The following is a 16995-nucleotide window of genomic DNA, read 5'->3' as shown; positions in this document are numbered from 1 at the left end:
GTCAGCTCCCTCGGTAGGTGGTGTATCCGTACCTGCTCAGCAGCAGCGGCACGTGGTAGTGCCGCTCGGCGTCGTGGACGTGGAAGGCAATGGTGATCTCGGGGAAGAACGCCTCGCGGCCCAGGTAGGGCTCCACGTAGAAGAGCAGGCGGTAGCCGCCGGCCTGCCAGTCGTTGAGCGGCACCCGGTAGCGTAGGCGGCCGTCGGCGTCGGTGCGGCCCTCGGCGATCGTGCGCCAGCCCTCCGAGTCGCGGCGCTCCAGGCGTACGTAGACGTCGCGCGCCGGTTCCCCGGAGACCATGTCGAGAATGTGGGTCGAGATCCGGGCGTGCGCCTCGGCGGTGCCGTCATCCGCGGGCATCGAGCACCTGCTCCAGCCGTCGCAGCGCGATCCTGCGCAGCTCGTCCCGGACCACTCGCCGTTCGGTCTCTTCGTCGTTCCGCATCCGTCGCCCGGCCGCCGCCACGATCTCCGCCTGGCTGCGACCACTGGCGAAGATCAGGAAGACGTGCCCGAATTTTGCCTCATAAGCGCGATTCGCCGCGACAAGCGCCTCGTCCGGGCTGACGCTTTCCTGCTCCCGGCGCGACCACGCCGCCTCTTTCGTTTCACCGGCCGCACGCTCCCCGATCCGCGGGTGAGCGGCCAGCCCGAGAAGCACGTCGTCCCAGCTCAGTGCCCGGCCGGCGGCATCGGCGGCGGCCAGCAGCGCGGCCCGGTCCGGATAGGGACGGCCGGCCAGGATCGCGGCGCCCCAGGCCGGCGCCGCGCAGCAGGCCCGAAGATCGTCCTCGGTGAGCGCCTCCATCCGATCAGTCAATCAGGCCGGGCGTCCGGCGGGCACTGTTTTGTCGTACGGGTGCGCAAGGATGGGGCTCGTGCTTCCCGATCTGCCGATCCGCGCGGCTCTGCCGCGCATCACGTCGGCCCTGGCCCGCGCCGGTTCCCTGGTGCTGGTCGCGCCGCCGGGCACCGGCAAGACGACGGTGGTTCCGCTCGCCCTGGCGAGCGACGTGGGCAAGGTGGTGGTCGCGGAGCCGCGGCGCCTCGCGGCGCGAGCCGCCGCGCGCCGCATGGCCTCACTCCTGGGCGAGCGGGTGGGCGGCCGGGTCGGTTTTACCGTACGCGGTGAGCGACGCGTCTCCGCCGCCACACAGATCGAGGTCGTGACCACCGGAGTGCTGGTCCGCCGGCTGCAACGCGACCCCGAACTCGCCGGCACGGCGACGGTGATCCTCGACGAGTGCCACGAACGCCACCTCGACTCCGACCTGGCCCTGGCCTTCCTGACCGAGGTCCGTGCCGCGCTGCGCCCCGACCTGCAACTGCTGGCCACCTCCGCGACGGCCGACTCCGATCGGCTGGCCGAGGTGCTCGGCGCGCCGGTCGTGACCGCCGAGGCGCCGATGTTCCCGGTCGAGGTCGTCTGGTCGCCCCCACCCGGCCCGATCGCGCCGCCGCTCGGCCTCCGCGTCGACCCCCGCCTGCTCGACCACGTGGCGTCGGTGGCCCGTCGCGCGCTGGCCGACGGTGACGTCCTGGTCTTTCTGCCGGGCGCCCGCGAGATCGACGCCGTGGCCGGCCGGCTGTCCGGTCTGAACGTGATTCCCCTGCACGGCCGCCAGCCCGGTTCCATTCAGGACGCCGCCCTCCGGCCCTCCGACCGTCGCCGCATCGTGCTGGCCACCGCGGTCGCCGAGAGCAGCCTGACCGTCCCCGGCGTACGCGCGGTGGTCGACGCCGGCCTGAGCCGGGTCCCCCGCATGGACCACGCCCGCGGTCTGGGCGCCCTGGTCACCGTCCCGGTCTCGCGTGCGTCCGCCACCCAGCGCGCCGGCCGAGCCGGCCGCGAGGCGCCGGGCCGCGTCTACCGCTGCTGGCCCGAGGCGCAGCACGACCGCCTCCCGGCCCAGCCCGAGCCCGAGATCGCCACCGCCGACCTGACCGGCTTCGCCCTCGACCTGGCCCTGTGGGGCCACCCCGACGGCACCGGCCTGGCCCTGCCCGACCAGCCACCGGCGGGCGCCCTACGCGCCGCCGTGACAACCCTGCACGACCTCGGCGCCGTCGACGCCTCCGGCCGCATCACCCCGCGCGGCCGCGCCCTGGCCGACGCCGGCCTCCACCCCCGCCTGGCCCGAGCCCTGCTGGACGGCGCGACGCTGGTGGGCCCCCGCCGGGCCGCCGAGATCGTGGCCCTACTCGACGACGACCGCAACGCCCCCGACGACCTCCCGGCCGCCTGGCGCCGCGCCCGCACCACCAACGACCAGGCCTGGCGCTCCGAAACCCGCCGCCTGACGGCCGCCCTGACCCGGTCACCCACCGACGAGTCGACCCCCGCCGCCACCGACGCCGCCGAGGACGCCCTCACCCCCGACGACGACCCCGACCCACCACCTTCGGCGCCCGCAACCCCCGAGCCCAGCCGACCCGCCCGGCCGCCCGGGCCCGCGCATCCCATCGGGCCCGCGCAGCCGGCCAGACCTGCGCAGCAGAGGGGATCCGCCCAGCCGGCCAAGCCCGGGCAGCCGATGGAGGCCGCACAGCAGGCCGTGTCCGCACAGCAGGCCATGTCCGCACAGCCCACCGGGCCCGCGCAGCCCACCCGGCCCGCGCAGCCGTCCGGGGTCGGCCGGCCGGCGGGCGGTGGCGGTCGGCCGAGCCGGGCGGCGGGCGACGGGCGGCGGGACGCGGCGGGCGGCGGGTGGCTGACCGACGATCTGGCGGCGGGGATGGTGGTCGGGCTGGCGTACCCGGAGCGGGTCGCTCGCGTGCGTGAGCCCGGCAGCCGGTCCTATCTGATGGCCGGCGGCACGGCCGCCGAGTTGCCGGCGGGGTCCGGCCTGGCCGGGGTGGCCTGGCTGGCCGTGGCGTCGGCCGACCGGACCGCCGGGGCGCCCACCGCCCGCATCCGGGCCGCGGCGCCGCTCGACGAGGGCGCCGCGCGGGAGGCCGCCGCGACCCTGCTCGTCACCGAGACCGAGATCGCCTGGCGGGACGGCGACGTCGTCGCCCGCACGGTCGAGCGGCTGGGTGCGATCACCCTGGTCGAGCGCCGCCTGGCCGAGCCCGACCCGGCCCGGCTGCAGGCCGCCCTCCTGGACGGCCTGCGCCGCGAGGGGCTTGCCCTGCTGAGCTGGTCCCGCAATGCGACCGAACTCCGGGAACGCCTCGCCTTCGCCCGCGCCGCGCTCGGCGACCCCTGGCCCGACGTCAGCGACCAGGCCCTGCTCGACCAGGCCGACGGCTGGCTCGATCTGTCCCGCGCCCGCCGGCGTTCCGACCTGGCGAAGGTGGACGTCATCGCGGCCCTGCGCCGGCTGCTGCCGTGGTCGGTGGCCGGCCGGCTCGACGAGGTCGCCCCCGAACGGCTGCCGGTGCCGAGCGGTTCCCGGGTGCGGGTCGACTACACCGATCCCGAGTCGCCGGTGCTGGCCGTCAAAGTGCAGGAGGCGTTCGGCTGGCGGGACGCCCCACGCCTGGCCGACGGCCGCGTCCCGGTCCTGCTGCACCTGCTGTCCCCGGCCGGCCGGCCGGTCGCGGTGACCCGCGACCTGGCCTCCTTCTGGGTTCAGGGCTACCCCCAGGTGCGGGCCGAACTGCGTGGTCGCTACCCCCGGCACCCCTGGCCGGAGGATCCGACCACCGCCGCGCCCACCCGCCGCACCAACCCACGCTCCCGCTGAGGCCGCAGCCCACGTGACCGGAGGACCCCCGCAATGAGCTTTGTCGTCGAGGTCGACCGTCGCTTCCAGGTCCGGCCGGGGCTGGCGTCCCCGGTCCGCGCCCGGAGCGGCCAGCCCCTGCTGGAGCCCGGCGGCGCGGTCGAGCTCACCGTGACGGTCGGCGTTGCGTTCGAGGACGACCAGCTCGACCACCTGGGCCGCTACTTCGACACCGACGCGGCCGCCGGCCAGGTCGACCTGGCCTGCGCCGATCTCGCGGCGCATACCTGGACCGAGCTGTTCGACTTCCGGCCGACGTTCGAGCTGGTCGCCCGCCACCTCTACGAACGGCTGGCACCCGGCATCCCGCAGCTGACGTTCGTGCAGCTGCACGACGAGACGTTCGGGTCGCGGACCCGCTACCGGCCCAGGTTCTGAGATTCCAGCGGTGCCGGCCGGGTCAGCAGGGCCAGCGGGCCCGGCTGGCCGAAGAGATAACCCTGGCCCAGCGAGCAGCCCAGCTCGGCCAGGGCCGTCGCCCGCGACACCGTTTCGATGCCCTCGGCGACCACGACGACCTTCAGCTCGGCGCAGATGGCCAGGATCGAACGGCACACCGCGCCCGCCCGGTCGGGGGCGACGTCCACATCGGTCAGCGTGGAGTCGAGTTTCACGATGTCGACCGGCAGCGAGTGGAGTTGGGCCAGTGCGTTGAATCCACTGCCGAAGTCGTCCAAGGCGACGCGTACGCCCTGGGAGCGCAAGCGAGCCGCGACCGCGGCGGCCCTCGGAAGGTCGGGGATGCGCCGGGTTTCGGTGATCTCGACGACGAGGCGGCCCGGCGGGACCTGGTGCCGGGCCAGCGCGGCGAACACCGTCTCCTCGAGGCCGTCCTGGCCGAGGCGGGCCGCCGAGACGTTGACGTGCACGTCGATCGGGCGACCCCAGGCCGTTTCGAGGACGGCGATGTCGGCGCAGGCCTGGTCGAGGACGAAGTCGTCGATGGCGACGACCAGCCCGGTGCGCTCGGCGACCGTGACGAAGACGTCGGGGTGGACCGCTCCGGCCACCGGGTCGGTCCAGCGGACCAGGGCCTCGACCGCGACCATCGCGTTGTCGGTGAAGCGGACGATGGGCTGGTAGTGGACCTCGAAGCCGGACGCCGCCGGGCTGCCGCCGGCCAACGCCTGGGCGAGCAGATGGGGCAGGTCGGCGTTGGGGCCGCCGTCGTTCGAGCCGGCGTAGCGGGCCAGCGCGCCCTTCCCGCGGCGCTTGCTCGAATACATCGCGGCGTCGGCCCGGCGAAGCAGCGCGTCGGCCGACAGCGGCTCGTCCTTCTCGGGCACGACCAGGCCGATGCTGGCGCCGATCCCGATCGCATGCCCGTCGATCAGGAACGGTTCGCGGAGCGCGGCCAGGATGCGGTGGCCGATCTCCTCAGCCTCCCCGGCCGTCGACGGGTCGAGCAGCACCGCGAACTCGTCGCCGCCGAGGCGGGCGACCAGGTCGTCCGGGCCGACGCAGGCGATCGTACGGTCGGCGATCGCGCGCAGCACGCGGTCGCCCATCGCGTGCCCGAAGCTGTCGTTGATGAGCTTGAAGTCGTCGAGATCGGCGAAGAGCACCGCCAGCGGCCGGCCGCGGTGCCGGTGCGCGTCGAGCGCGAGCACCAGGCGTTCCCGGAACATCGCCCGGTTGGCCAGCCCGGTCAGCGAGTCGTGGTACGCCTGATGGTGCAGCCGCTGCTGCCCTTCGGAGACCCGGTCGAGCAGCACCGTGTTGTCGACGATCGTGAACATCTGCCGGGCCACGACCAGACCCAGGCCGAGCCATCCGAGGTACGCCTCGAACGGCGTCAGCCGGTGGCCGGCCCCGGTGCTGATCCCGATCACCACACCGGTCGCGGTGACCGGCACGTACGGCAGGAGCAGGTGCAGCCAGTCGCGCTGGGGCGAGATCTCCCCGGTCGGTCCGTGCCGGGCCGGGCTGACGGCGGCGAGCAGGATGAACGCCGGGCCGAGCAGGTAGCCCGCCGATTCCAACTGGGTCAGCGGCCCCTCGCCGAGGTGGGTCAGACGGAAGGTGTCGGTCGCTCCGAACGAGAGGACCGCCAGCCCGATCAGGTAGAGCGGCCGCCGCCCGGCCCGCGAGTCGGGCCGGGTGGCCAGCAGCAGCACGACGATGGTGAGCAGCATCAGGTCGGCGATCGGGTAGGCGACGGCCACCCAGGCCGTGCCGGAGATCGGCTTCAGCACATGCACGGGTAGCACCGACCAGCAGAAGGCCAGCAGCGACCCCGTGATCAGCACGCTGTCGAGGACGAGCGCCAGCTGGTCGCGCCGGGGCGACGTGGGCACCGGCCGGGGCCGGGTGTGCACGGCGCCGAGCAGACCGAAGAACATGCAGAGCGGCAGGATCAGGAAGCCGATGTCACGGGCCGAGGTGACCGGGCGCTCGGGCGCCGTCAGGTCCTGCGCCGCCCACCACAGACGCATCACCGCCCAGGCGGCCAGCCCGATCGCGGCGAGGAGCCGCCAATGGCGCTGCACCCCGGTACGCCCGCGGGCCGCCATCAGGCACACCCAGGCCGCAACGCCGCCCGCGATCATCTGCGCGATGTCGTCGTACAGCCGTCGCGCGTCCGGCGGGACGAGTTCGCCCAGGGCGACCGCTCCGAGGACGAGCGTCAGCGTGACGAACAGACGCGCCGTCATCATCACCACCCGCAGCCGAGACCTGTCGTAACGTACCGCAGGTGGCCCGGCCTGGGCGTTATTCGCCGGCCACGAGATCGGCGACGATCACCGTGACGTTGTCGGGGCCACCGCCCCGCAGCGCCAGGTCGATCAACCGCTCGGCACACGCCTTCGGATCGGGCGCCTCGATCATCTCCTGCTCGATCGTCTCGTTGGTGACGACCGCGGTGAGACCGTCGCTGCACAGCAGCCAGCGGTCGCCGGCCTCCGGCTCGACGATCACGTAGGCCGGGCTGACCGGCTCGCCCTGCAGCACCCGGGTGACCACCGACCGGCGCGGGTGGCTGGCCGCCTCGTCCGGCTGGATCAGGCCCTGATCGACAAGCATCTGGACGTACGTGTCGTCCTTGGTCAGCTGGTTGAGGCGGCTGTCGCGCAGCAGGTAGGCCCGCGAGTCGCCGACATGTGCCATCGCCGCCCGGGTCCCCGAGAAGATCATGGCGGTGAGTGTGGTGCCCATGCCCTGCAACGAGTTGTCGTTCACGACGGTCTCGGCGATCCGCCCGTTGGCGAGCTCGAGGGCCTTGTGCAGCGCATCCATCTGGTGCTCGTTGTCGATCGGGACGTCGAGCACCGCCATGGCGTCGATGGCGAGGCGGCTGGCCAGGTCACCGGCGGCCATGCCGCCCATACCGTCGGCGACGACGAGGAGGCGGTCGCCGGCGTAGTAACAGTCCTCGTTGTTGCTGCGGACATGTCCTTGATCGGTGACGGCCGCCCACCGGAGGTGCAAGGTCATGGCGTGCAGCTTCCCAGATCGCCGTTCCCCTGTCTGCACGCGGTAGGCGGCGCGTCGCGGAAGTGAACGCCGAAAACCATAAAAGGGCAGGTGGAAAACGTTGTCACTGCGGGTTCACCGCCCGGCCGAGACAGCGCGGATCGACCTCGGTCACCGGGCGTGTCGGCGCGACCCACGACAGCGCGGAGTCGTCGACCGCCCAGCCGCGTACCGAAACCTTGCTGTCGGGCGCCTGCTTGACCGACGGGCAAAGGATGCGGGAGCGCACCTGACCGTTAGGGATGAACGTCACGTCGCCGTTGCCCTGCAGGATCGTCGTCGAGGTGTCGTCGACCGCCACCAGCTGGCCGCGCATCACCTGCACGGCGCCGCCGTCCGGCCCGACCTCGACCGCGCTGTCCGGCAGCACCGGCGCCCGAAGGAAGACCACGCCGATCACGAACGGGGCGACGAACGCCGAGGCAACCGCCGGCCAGTGCGTGACGAGCCGGGCCGACCACGCGGGCACCGGGCCGGTCATCAGCGGCCCGAGCAGCGGCGGCACCCCGAGCAGAAGCGCGGTCGACACCTCGTGGTCGCGGACCGCGGTCTCGATCCCCGGCCAGACGAACATCAGAACGAGCGCGCCGACCAGCACCGGCACCCCGATCGTGACCCACACCATGGCCCAGCGCGCGGCCCGGAACCGCTGCACCGCGGTCAGCCCCAGAATCGAGACGACGAGCATGGCCAGCGCCGGCAGCAGCCGCAGCTGCCAGGTGAACGACGCCAGCACCGCGGCGAGCACGACCACCCAGTCCGGCATCCGCAGCGCGCTCACCGCCAGCAGCGAACGACCGGCCTCCTCGGGCGCGCTGACCAGCAGGATGCCGCCGAGCGAACGCAGCACCAGGATGACCGCGGGCACGGTCCAGACCAGCGTGATGAACAGCGCGCTGATCATCCCGAGCGGACTGATGTACTGCACCAGCAGCAGCATCGTCGGCAGATCCTGGCGGCTCAGGTACCACAGACGCAGCACCAGCAGCACCAGCGGGAAGGCCGGCAGCACGGTGAAAAGCCAGTTGAGTTGCGCCCGCCGCCGACGCGGCGGCGCCGGCGCGCCCTTGACGAAGATGTCGGTCACGGCAGGCCGTCTTCCCACGGCAGTTTGCGTACGGCCGGACGCGCGGCCCGCGGCTGCTCGGCCACCGCGATCGGGGTGTGATCGTCGAGGTTCGCCGGGATCTCGGGCTGCAGGTTATTGAGGTACGCGAGCTCCCACCGATCGTCGTGCGGATCCTTGTACGACTTGTAGAGCGTCGCGTCGACCAGCGTCTTCAGCGCCGGGTTGTCGCCGACGTTGACCCCCCACTTCTCGGTGGCGTCGTAGCCGAGATCCCAGTGGTGGAACTCCTGCGGATATCTGGCCTTGTAGCCGGCCAGGATCGCCGCGTCGGTGCTCACCGCGTCGACCCGGTCCGGGCCCTTGCTGCGCAGCAGGGAGATGCACTCACTGATCTTGTTTTTGCGCACCACTATCGCGCCCGCGGCGGCCGGAGCCGTGATGCTGGTCGAAGCCGACAGCGAGCAGACCCGCTTGTCCTTCAGATCGTCGAAGGTCGCCACCGGGGAGTGGCCGGCCAGCGTGAGCGCCGACTCCTCGGTGTACAGGTACGGATAGGAGAAGGTCGCACCCTGATCGATCCGGTCCTGCGTGATGCTGTAACTGGCGATCACCATCTTGACGGCGACCCGGTTGCCCTGCGGGTCGGCGGCCTGCATCCGCCCCCGGTCCTCGCTCTCGATGGCGTAGAACCGCACGTCCTGCCGCCGGAAGCCCAGATCCTCCGCGATCATGTAGGCGATGTCGATGTCGAACCCGCTCCACTTACCGCAGGCGACCGGCTGCGCCCGAGCCTGGCATTCCTTGCTGCCCGGCTCGTAGTAGGCGATGCCCGGCTGGTCGTCCTTCACCCCGATCGGGAGCGTGGCCCACGAGTTGACCCCGGCTTGCGCCCGCAACTCGGCCGGCGACGGCGGCCCGGCCACGAACAGCTTCACCAACGTCAGCGCCAACGCCAACGCCAACGCCAGCCCGAGCCCGGCCAGCCGCATAATCGCCAGGTTGAACCGCTGCGGCGGCTCCGGCATCTGCATCCGCCCGGGCGGCGGAGGCGGCAGCTGATCGGCCACCTCCATCTGCGCGATGTCCCGCGACGCGATGTCCTCCGCGGTCGCTTCCTCCCGCCTCCGCACCGGCCAGCGCAACCGCCCCCGCACCGACTCAGCCATCCACACCCCTCACCACCAGTGCCTCCCCGGGCCCACCATGCCGCCCATAGTGGCGTACGAGAACGACCGGAACCCATCCCCCTCCCGGTGCCTTATCCCCACAGTCCGCAGACTGTGGACGAAGCGGGAGAAATGTCAGGGCAGTCCGGCGTTGCCGAATGCCGAGGCGTCGCCCCGAGCCGGTCGGTGGCCAACGCGCGCGGCGACCCGATCGAGCCCGCGTTCGATGGCCGAGCCCATCGGGCCGCGCTACCGCCGCGTTGGTCACTGCTGCGGCCCACCCCCCGGCCCCCGGGGGCGCCTACGTGAACCGCTCGGCCTCAGCCTCTCTGTCCGCTCTTCTGTCGCCAAGCCCAGTGCGCATCGGCTCCTCGCTTCCAGCGGCATCGGCTCCCCGCTTCGGCACCGGCTCCCCGCTGACAGCGCGCACCCACTCGCCGCTAACAACGCGCACGGACTCGCCGCTAACAACGCGCACGGACTCGCCGCTAACAACGCGCACGGACTCGCCGCTAACAACGCGCACGGACTCGCCGCTAATGAACGGCGTGGACCGAGCCGCAGCGTCGAAGGCCAGGACGCCCACGACCACGTGGCCGCGCATTCGAGGTGGAGGAGGCCCGGCCGTTGCCGGGTGCAGTCGACGTCGCCGATTGTGGACAACGGCAAAAACCGTCGGAGGCAGGTGCTTAAATTTCACCCTCCCTGAAGGGAGGGGGAGGCGGCGGCGCGGTGGGAGGACGGCGGCACGGCAGACGCGACAAGGGACGACGGCGCATCAAGAGACAGCGGCACAGCTCGGGACAGCGGCACAGCTCAGGACGGCCGCGCAGCCCGGACAGCGGCACAGCTCAGAACCGCCGCGCAGCTCAGGGCCGCCGCGCAGCCGGGACAGCGGCACAGCCCGGACACCCGCTTAGCTCAGAACCGCCGCACAGCTCAGAACCGCCGCACAGCTCAGAACCGCCGCACAGCTCAGAACCGCCGCACAGCTGAGGACGGCCGCGCGTCGGCGCGGCAAGAACCGTGGCGCAACAGCTCAGCGGAATCGGCAGAAGGCAAGCGCGGCAGAGCGGCAAGGCGCGCCGGACAGCGAAAGCGCGCAGGCAAGCAAGGCAGTACAGGAAAGCGGCGCCCCACCACCACACGAAAGCGATGACCGAGCAGCACCCGAAAGCGACAGCCGAGCAGCACCCGAACGCAACAACCAAGCAGCACGGGAACGCGACAACCCAAGCAGCACTCCGGCCGCGCAAGAAGGCGGCCGGCCCGGTGGGCGGCCCCGGAGGGCCGCCCGGTCCGTCAGCGGAAGGCGACCACCACGGCCGTCTCCGGCGGCAGGTCGACGCGGTCGCGCTGCAGGACGACGCCCGGCTCGGTTGCCAGCAGCACCTTGCTCGGCACCGCCCGCAAGCTGACCGTCTGCGGGACGGTCGCCAGGTTGGCCGCGACCGCGCACTGACCCCGCTTCATCACCAAATGCTGGTCTCCGTGCCAGACCTCGACCTTGTCGAGCCACGGGTTGCTCAGGTCGGGTCGGCTGCGGCGCAGCGCGATCAACCGGCGGTACAGGTCCAGGATCTCGGCATGGCCCGGTTTGTCGAGCTCGTTCCAGTCGAGCTTGGAGCGTTCGAAGGTGGCCGGGTCCTGCGGGTCGGGTACGTCACCCGATTCCCAGCCGTGGGCCGCGAACTCGCGCCGCCGGCCGTTCTGCACCGCGGCGGCCAGTTCGGGCTCCGGGTGGCTGGTGAAGAACTGCCACGGGCTGGACGCTGCCCACTCCTCGCCCATGAACAGCATCGGCGTGAACGGTGAGGTCAGCAGCAGCGTCGCCCCGACCTTGAGCAGGCCCGGGGACAGCGTCGCCGAGATGCGGTCGCCGATGGCGCGGTTGCCGATTTGGTCGTGGTTTTGCAGGTAGGCCACGAAGCGGTGCCCGGGGGTCAGCGACCGGTTGACCGGCCGCCCGTGCCGGCGCTGCCGGAAGCTCGACCACGTGTCGGCGTGGAAGAACGCTCCTTCGAGCACGGTCTGCAAGCACTCCAGGGAGCCGAAGTCGCCGTAATATCCCTGCCGTTCGCCGGTCAGCAGGGTGTGCAGCGCATGGTGGACGTCGTCGTCCCACTGCCCGTGCAGGCCGAGGCCGCCGGCCTCGCGGGGGGTGATCAGCCGGGGGTCGTTCAGGTCGGACTCCGCGATCAGCGACAGCGGCCGTCCCAGAGCGACCGACAGCGAGGAAACCTCGACCGCCATCTGCTCGAGCAGGTTGATCGCCGAGTGGTCGACCAGCGCGTGTACCGCGTCGAGCCGCAGGCCGTCCACGTGGTAGTCGCGCAGCCACATCAGGACGCTGTCGATGATGTAGCGGCGTACCTCGTCGGATTGTGGGCCGTCGAGGTTGACCGAGGCGCCCCACGGGTTGGACCCGGCCTCCGACAGGTAGGGCGCGAACATCGGCGCGTAGGCACCGGACGGCCCGAAGTGGTTGTAGACCACGTCGAGTACGACGCCGAGCCCGCGGGCGTGTGCCGCGTCGACGAAGCGTTTCAGCCCGTCGGGGCCGCCGTAGGCCTCGTGCGGCGCGTACCAGCAGACGCCGTCGTAGCCCCAGTTGTGTTCGCCGTTGAACGAGTTGACCGGCAGTAGTTCGACCATGTCGACGCCGAGCGACACCAGATGGTCGAGCCGGGAGATGGCCGCGTCGAAGGTGCCGGCCGGCGTGAACGTACCGATGTGCAGCTCGTAGAGGACAGAGCCGGGCAACTGGCGGCCCGTCCACGACGAATCGGTCCAGGCGAATGCCGACTGGTCGTAAACCCGGCTCGGCCCGTGCACCCCCTGAGGCTGCCACTGCGAGCGGGGATCGGGTAGTCCGTTGTCACCATCCGGCAGGACGTACGCGTAGTCGGCGCCGGGACCGGCCGACGGCACGTCGAGGCGCCACCAGCCGTCGTCCCCGCGTTCCATCTCGCGGTCCTCTCCCGAACCCGGTAGGCGCAGTTTGACGGATTTCTCGGGCGCCCAGACTTCGAAGATCGTCATTCTTTCACCAGCAGGGCGACCGGGAACACGCGAAGGAGCTCGGCCACCGACAGCCGGTTCCCTCCGTAGCTCGTGTTCGTGAACACTTCCGTCCAGCTGTGTCCGTCGAGTGACAACGTGGTGTCCCCCCACCCTCCGTGCCGTGACAATCCGACCGGCAGCCGGGTGGCGACCGCCACCGCGCCGCCCCGGTCGAAGGCGAGGACGTGTTCCCCTACCCGGCCGTCGGCAAACACCGGTCGATAGGACGCGAAGAGCTCCGGCCGCTGCCGGCGCAGACGCAGCGTCCGCGACGTGACCAGGAGCTTCGCCGCCCCGCTGTCGTCGACCGGCGGAAGCCACCCGTCGTCCATGCGGGCCAGGAGCGCGCGCCGCAGCGAGAAGTCGACCGGCCGCCGGTTGTCCGGGTCGACCAGCGAGTGGTCCCACAGTTCGGTGCCCTGGTAGACGTCGGGCACCCCGGGCATGGTCAGTTGGATGAGCTTCTGCCCGAGCGCGTTCGACCGGCCGGGGGCGGTGATCGAGGCCGCGAAGTCGTCCACCTCGCGGTGCAGGGCCGGATCGTCGTAGATCTTGTCGACCATCTCGGCCAGCCGGCCTTCGAAGCGCTCGTCCGGGTCGATCCAGCTGGTACCGGCGCCGCTTTCGCGGGCGGCTTTCAGCGCGTACGCCTGAAGCCGTTCCCTGGAGATTGGCCACGCACCCACCGCGGCCTGCCAGACCAGGTGGGCCAGCGCCGGGTCGGGGAGCGGAGCGACCCGGACCCAGCGGCGCACCACCTCGGTCCAGTCCCCCGGCACCTCGGCGAGCACCGCGAGCCGGGCCCGCACGTCCTCGCTGCGCTTGGTGTCGTGGGTGGAGAGCGTGGTCATCGACTGCGGCCGGGTGCGCTGCCGCGACTCCATCGCCTCGTGGAAGTCGTCCGGCGTGACGCCGAACTGGCACGGGTCACAGCCGACCTCGTTGCGGGCGGTGAACCGGGTCCAGCGGTAGAACGCCGTATCTTCCACGCCCTTGGCCATCACCGCGCCGGTGTATTGCTGGAACCGCTGCGCGAGTTCCTCCGACGGCTGCCGCAGGCGCGCCGTGAGCTGGTCGAGCACCGGAATCAGCTCGGGTCGCCGCCGTCCGGCCTCGGCGCGCGCCCGCGCGAGATGCCGCGCCCCGAACGGCAGATAGGAGCGGTAAACCGGAAAACACGCCGCAAGTTCGGCCAGCGCCTTGGGCGCGGCCTCGATTTCCGGTACGAGGTGGGCCATCCGCTGAAGTTCGGCCGCCAGCTGAGTCGTCGCCAGGGTGTGCTTGGTCTGGTGGACCAGGGTCTGCCAGGTGACCTCGCCCCCGGTCAGGTGGTGGTCGAGCGTGTCGAAGAACCGCTCGGTGCTGGTGTCGACAAACACGCCGCACACCTCGGCCAGCGCGTCGTAGCCGGTGGTGCCGTCGACCGGCCAGGGCGGCGGCTCCTCACCCGGCTCGAGGATCTTCTCGACGACGAGCCAGGCGTCGGGGGCGGCGGCGCGCAGGCGTTCGAGGTATTCGCCGGGGGCGCGCAGACCGTCCGGGTGGTCGACGCGGATGCCCTGGACGGCGCCCTCGGCGTACCACCGGAGGATCTCGGCGTGGGTGGCCTGGAAGACCTCCGGGTCTTCGACCCGCAGGCCGGCCAGGTCGACGATGGCGAAGAACCGGCGGTAGTTGAGCCCGGAGTCGCCCCGGGTCCAGTTGGCCAGCTCGTAGTGCTGCCGGTCGTGCACCTCGCGGGCGGTGCCCTCGCCGGTGCCGTCGGCGATCGGGTAGCGCTTGTCGTAGTAGCGCAGTTCGCCGTCCTCGACGCGTAGATCGTCGAGCGCGTCCGGCGAGTCGGCCAGCACCGGGATCAGGAGCCGGCCGCGCGACCAGTCGATGTCGTAGAACTTGGCGTACTTCGACTCCTCGCCGTTCTTCAGGACGTCCCACCATGTCGGGTTCTCCGACGGAACGGCTACCCCGGCGTGGTTGGGCACGATGTCGATGACCAGGCCGAGCCCGGCCGCGTCGAGCGCACCCCGCAGGTCGAGCCGGCCCTGTTCGCCACCCAGCTCGGGATTGACCTTGGTGTGGTCGACGACGTCGTAGCCGTGGGCGGAACCGGGAACCGCCGCCAGTAGCGGGCTGGTGTAGAGGTGGCTCACCCCGAGATCGGCCAGGTAGTCGGCGAGCGCGGCGGTGTCGGACAACGGGAACTCGGGGCGGACCTGGACTCGGTAAGTTCCAGAAGGGGGCATTTAGACCGTCCTGTCCAACACGATGAGAGATCTGTCGGGCACCCAGAGCTTGTCGCCGGCCTCGACGACCGACGGGCGATCCGGGGACGGCTCGGCCGTCTCGATGACCTTTTCCCACTTTTCGCCGTATTCAGCCGGCGGAGTGGCGAACTCGATCGGGGCATCGTGGGCGTTGAAGAACAGCAGGAACGAGCTGTCCACGTGGCGCTGGCCGTACTGGCCGCGCTCCCGGATGCCCTCGCCGTTGACGAAGAGCGCGACCGCCCGCCCGAAGTCGTTGCCCCAGTCGTCGCCCGCCATCGGCCGGCCGTCGGGAGTGAACCATTCCAGGTCGGGCAGCGGGTCGCCGCCGCCGCGGGCGGTCACCGGCAGGCCGGTGAAGAACCGGCGGCGCTGGAACACCTGGTGCCGGTGCCGGAACGCGGTCAGCTTGCGGGTGAACTCGAGCAGCTGCTCGTCGGCCGCGCCCCAGTCGACCCACGAGATCTCGTCGTCCTGGCAGTACGCGTTGTTGTTGCCCTGCTGGGTGCGCCCGAGTTCGTCGCCGTGCGAGATCATCGGCACGCCCTGGCTGAGCATCAGCGTGGCCAGGAAGTTGCGCCGCTGCTTGGCCCGGAGCGCCCGCACCTGCTTGTCCTTGGTCGGACCCTCGATGCCGCAGTTCCACGACCGGTTGTAGCTCTCGCCGTCGCGGTTCTCCTCGCCGTTGGCCTCGTTGTGCTTGTCGTTGTACGAGACCAGGTCGTTGAGCGTGAACCCGTCGTGCGCGGTCACGAAGTTGATCGAGTGGAACGGCTTGCGCCCGTCGTCCTGGTAGAGGTCGGCGGAGCCGGTGATGCGGGAGGCGAACTCGGCCAGCGTGGCCGGCTCACCGCGCCAGAAGTCGCGGACCGTGTCGCGGTACTTGCCGTTCCATTCGGTCCAGTTGGGCGGGAAGTTGCCGACCTGGTAGCCGCCCGGCCCGACGTCCCACGGCTCGGCGATCAGCTTGACCTGGCCGACCACCGGGTCCTGCTGCACCACTTCGAAGAACGTGGAGAGCCGGTCGACGTCGTAGAACTCGCGGGCGAGCGTCGAGGCGAGGTCGAATCGGAACCCGTCGACGTGCATCTCGGTCACCCAGTAGCGCAGCGAGTCCATGATCAGCTGGAGGCTCTGCGGGCTGCGCACGTTGAGGCTGTTACCCGTGCCGGTGTAGTCCATGTAGAACTGCGGCTGATCGTCGACGAGCCGGTAGTACGTCCGGTTGTCGATGCCCTTCAGCGACAGCGTCGGGCCCAGGTGGTTGCCCTCGGCGGTGTGGTTGTAGACGACGTCGAGGATCACCTCCATGCCGGCCTTGTGCAGCGCCTTGACCATGCCGCGGAACTCCTGGGTCTGCTGGCCCAGCGTGCCGGTCGACGAGTAGCCCTGGTAGGGCGCGAAGAACCCGATCGTGTTGTAGCCCCAGTAGTTACGCAGACCCAGGTCGTCGAGGCGGTTGTCGTGCACGAACTGGTGCACCGGCATCAGCTCGACCGCGGTCACGCCGAGGCTCTTGAGGTGCTCGATGATCGCCGGGTGGCCGAGCGCCGAGTAGCTGCCCCGCATGTCCTTGGGCACCTCGGGGTGCCGCTCGGTGAGCCCCTTGACGTGGGTCTCGTAGATCACCGAGTGGTGATAGGGGATGTCGGGCCGCCGGTCGTTGCCCCAGTCGAAGTACGGGTTGACCACCACGCCCTTGGCCATGTACGGCGCCGAGTCGAGGTCCGACATCTGGTCCGGGTTGTCGAAGTCGTACGCGTAGAGCGACCGGTGCCACTGGATGTCGGCGTCGACCGCCCGCGCGTACGGGTCGAGCAACAGCTTGTGCGGGTTGCAGCGGAGCCCGCGGGACGGGTCGTAGGGCCCGTAGACCCGGTAGCCGTACCGCTGGCCCGGCTCGACCCCGGGCAGGTACGCGTGCCAGACGAAGGCGTCCTGCTCGTGCAACTGAACCTTGCGCTCGTTGCCGGCCGGGTCGAACAAGCAGAGTTCGACCGCCTCGGCCACCTCGGAGAAGATTGCGAAGTTCGTGCCCGTGCCGTCGTACGTGGCGCCCAACGGGTACCGGTGACCAGGCCAAACTTGCATTTCGTGCTCCCACCCCTCGACCGTCATGCGGCGGGACTCATGCCCCGGGGCTGAGCTATGTAACCCTGGGCGACGGAATCCTGTGCCGTGTCCGCCGCCATTCTCTCCGATCGGCGCAGCGCGTTCGGCAGGACTGTCC

The 16995-nt window shown here is 71.2% G+C and carries 11 protein-coding genes; 2 read left to right on the top strand and 9 right to left on the bottom strand.

All coding sequences use genetic code 11. From position 1 onward, the window contains the following. Position 1: 1 nt before the first annotated feature. Both uraH and uraD read right to left on the bottom strand, forming a co-directional pair. Positions 2–361 (bottom strand): hydroxyisourate hydrolase, encoded by a 360-nt coding sequence (gene uraH, locus ACIA5C_RS24185; protein WP_396058245.1) that lies wholly within the window; start codon positions 359–361, stop codon positions 2–4. Beyond that, positions 348–809 carry a 2-oxo-4-hydroxy-4-carboxy-5-ureidoimidazoline decarboxylase gene (gene uraD / locus ACIA5C_RS24180; RefSeq protein ID WP_396058243.1) on the bottom strand — a complete coding sequence of 154 codons (462 nt, stop codon included), beginning with the start codon at positions 807–809 and terminating at the stop codon, positions 348–350. The genes uraH and uraD overlap by 14 nt, the downstream gene beginning before the upstream one ends. Before the next feature lie 61 nt (positions 810–870). Here uraD and ACIA5C_RS24175 point away from each other — a divergent pair, with 61 nt between their 5' ends. Continuing rightward, positions 871–3690: an ATP-dependent helicase C-terminal domain-containing protein gene (locus ACIA5C_RS24175; protein WP_396058241.1), complete on the top strand. Its 2820-nt coding sequence runs from the start codon at positions 871–873 to the stop codon at positions 3688–3690. A 33-nt stretch (positions 3691–3723) separates the two neighbouring features. Continuing rightward, on the top strand, positions 3724–4107 hold the full coding sequence (locus ACIA5C_RS24170) for a hypothetical protein (RefSeq protein WP_396058238.1): 384 nt from the start codon (positions 3724–3726) through the stop codon (positions 4105–4107). Here the strand turns inward: ACIA5C_RS24170 and ACIA5C_RS24165 are convergent. The 7 genes from ACIA5C_RS24165 to glgX form a co-directional block, all read right to left on the bottom strand. Next, positions 4089–6383: a putative bifunctional diguanylate cyclase/phosphodiesterase gene (locus ACIA5C_RS24165; RefSeq protein ID WP_396058236.1), complete on the bottom strand. Its 2295-nt coding sequence runs from the start codon at positions 6381–6383 to the stop codon at positions 4089–4091. The genes ACIA5C_RS24170 and ACIA5C_RS24165 overlap by 19 nt on opposite strands. Positions 6384–6441: 58 nt before the next feature. After that, entirely contained in the window at positions 6442–7164 is a 723-nt protein-coding gene (locus ACIA5C_RS24160; protein WP_396058233.1) for a PP2C family protein-serine/threonine phosphatase, read from the bottom strand. A 103-nt stretch (positions 7165–7267) separates the two neighbouring features. Next, on the bottom strand, positions 7268–8290 hold the full coding sequence (locus ACIA5C_RS24155; protein ID WP_396058230.1) for a hypothetical protein: 1023 nt from the start codon (positions 8288–8290) through the stop codon (positions 7268–7270). After that, the gene (locus tag ACIA5C_RS24150) at positions 8287–9438 is read right to left on the bottom strand and encodes a transporter substrate-binding domain-containing protein (RefSeq protein WP_396058227.1); all 1152 of its coding nucleotides are present in this window, start codon (positions 9436–9438) and stop codon (positions 8287–8289) included. Before ACIA5C_RS24150 ends, ACIA5C_RS24155 begins: the two co-directional genes overlap by 4 nt. Positions 9439–10740: 1302 nt before the next feature. Beyond that, positions 10741–12480 carry a malto-oligosyltrehalose trehalohydrolase gene (gene treZ, locus ACIA5C_RS24145; RefSeq protein ID WP_396058224.1) on the bottom strand — a complete coding sequence of 580 codons (1740 nt, stop codon included), beginning with the start codon at positions 12478–12480 and terminating at the stop codon, positions 10741–10743. Next, positions 12477–14744, bottom strand: a complete 2268-nt coding sequence (gene treY / locus ACIA5C_RS24140; RefSeq protein ID WP_396058222.1) for a malto-oligosyltrehalose synthase — start codon at positions 14742–14744, stop codon at positions 12477–12479. Before treY ends, treZ begins: the two co-directional genes overlap by 4 nt. Then, positions 14745–16856: a glycogen debranching protein GlgX gene (gene glgX, locus ACIA5C_RS24135; protein WP_396058219.1), complete on the bottom strand. Its 2112-nt coding sequence runs from the start codon at positions 16854–16856 to the stop codon at positions 14745–14747. Positions 16857–16995: the final 139 nt, after the last annotated feature.

Source organism: Actinoplanes sp. NPDC051343, assembly GCF_044455125.1.
Classification (GTDB): domain Bacteria; phylum Actinomycetota; class Actinomycetes; order Mycobacteriales; family Micromonosporaceae; genus Actinoplanes.
This window is presented reverse-complemented; position numbering and strand designations above follow the sequence as displayed.

Bases quoted from the DNA above. Each gene is read 5' to 3' on its own strand.
- uraH (WP_396058245.1), bottom strand. From the start codon at position 361: ATGCCCGCGGATGACGGCACCGCCGAGGCGCACGCCCGGATCTCGACC.
- uraD (WP_396058243.1), bottom strand. From the start codon at position 809: ATGGAGGCGCTCACCGAGGACGATCTTCGGGCCTGCTGCGCGGCGCCG.
- ACIA5C_RS24175 (WP_396058241.1), top strand. From the start codon at position 871: ATGGGGCTCGTGCTTCCCGATCTGCCGATCCGCGCGGCTCTGCCGCGC.
- ACIA5C_RS24170 (WP_396058238.1), top strand. From the start codon at position 3,724: ATGAGCTTTGTCGTCGAGGTCGACCGTCGCTTCCAGGTCCGGCCGGGG.
- ACIA5C_RS24165 (WP_396058236.1), bottom strand. From the start codon at position 6,383: ATGACGGCGCGTCTGTTCGTCACGCTGACGCTCGTCCTCGGAGCGGTC.
- ACIA5C_RS24160 (WP_396058233.1), bottom strand. From the start codon at position 7,164: ATGACCTTGCACCTCCGGTGGGCGGCCGTCACCGATCAAGGACATGTC.
- ACIA5C_RS24150 (WP_396058227.1), bottom strand. From the start codon at position 9,438: ATGGCTGAGTCGGTGCGGGGGCGGTTGCGCTGGCCGGTGCGGAGGCGG.
- treZ (WP_396058224.1), bottom strand. From the start codon at position 12,480: ATGACGATCTTCGAAGTCTGGGCGCCCGAGAAATCCGTCAAACTGCGC.
- treY (WP_396058222.1), bottom strand. From the start codon at position 14,744: ATGCCCCCTTCTGGAACTTACCGAGTCCAGGTCCGCCCCGAGTTCCCG.
- glgX (WP_396058219.1), bottom strand. From the start codon at position 16,856: ATGCAAGTTTGGCCTGGTCACCGGTACCCGTTGGGCGCCACGTACGAC.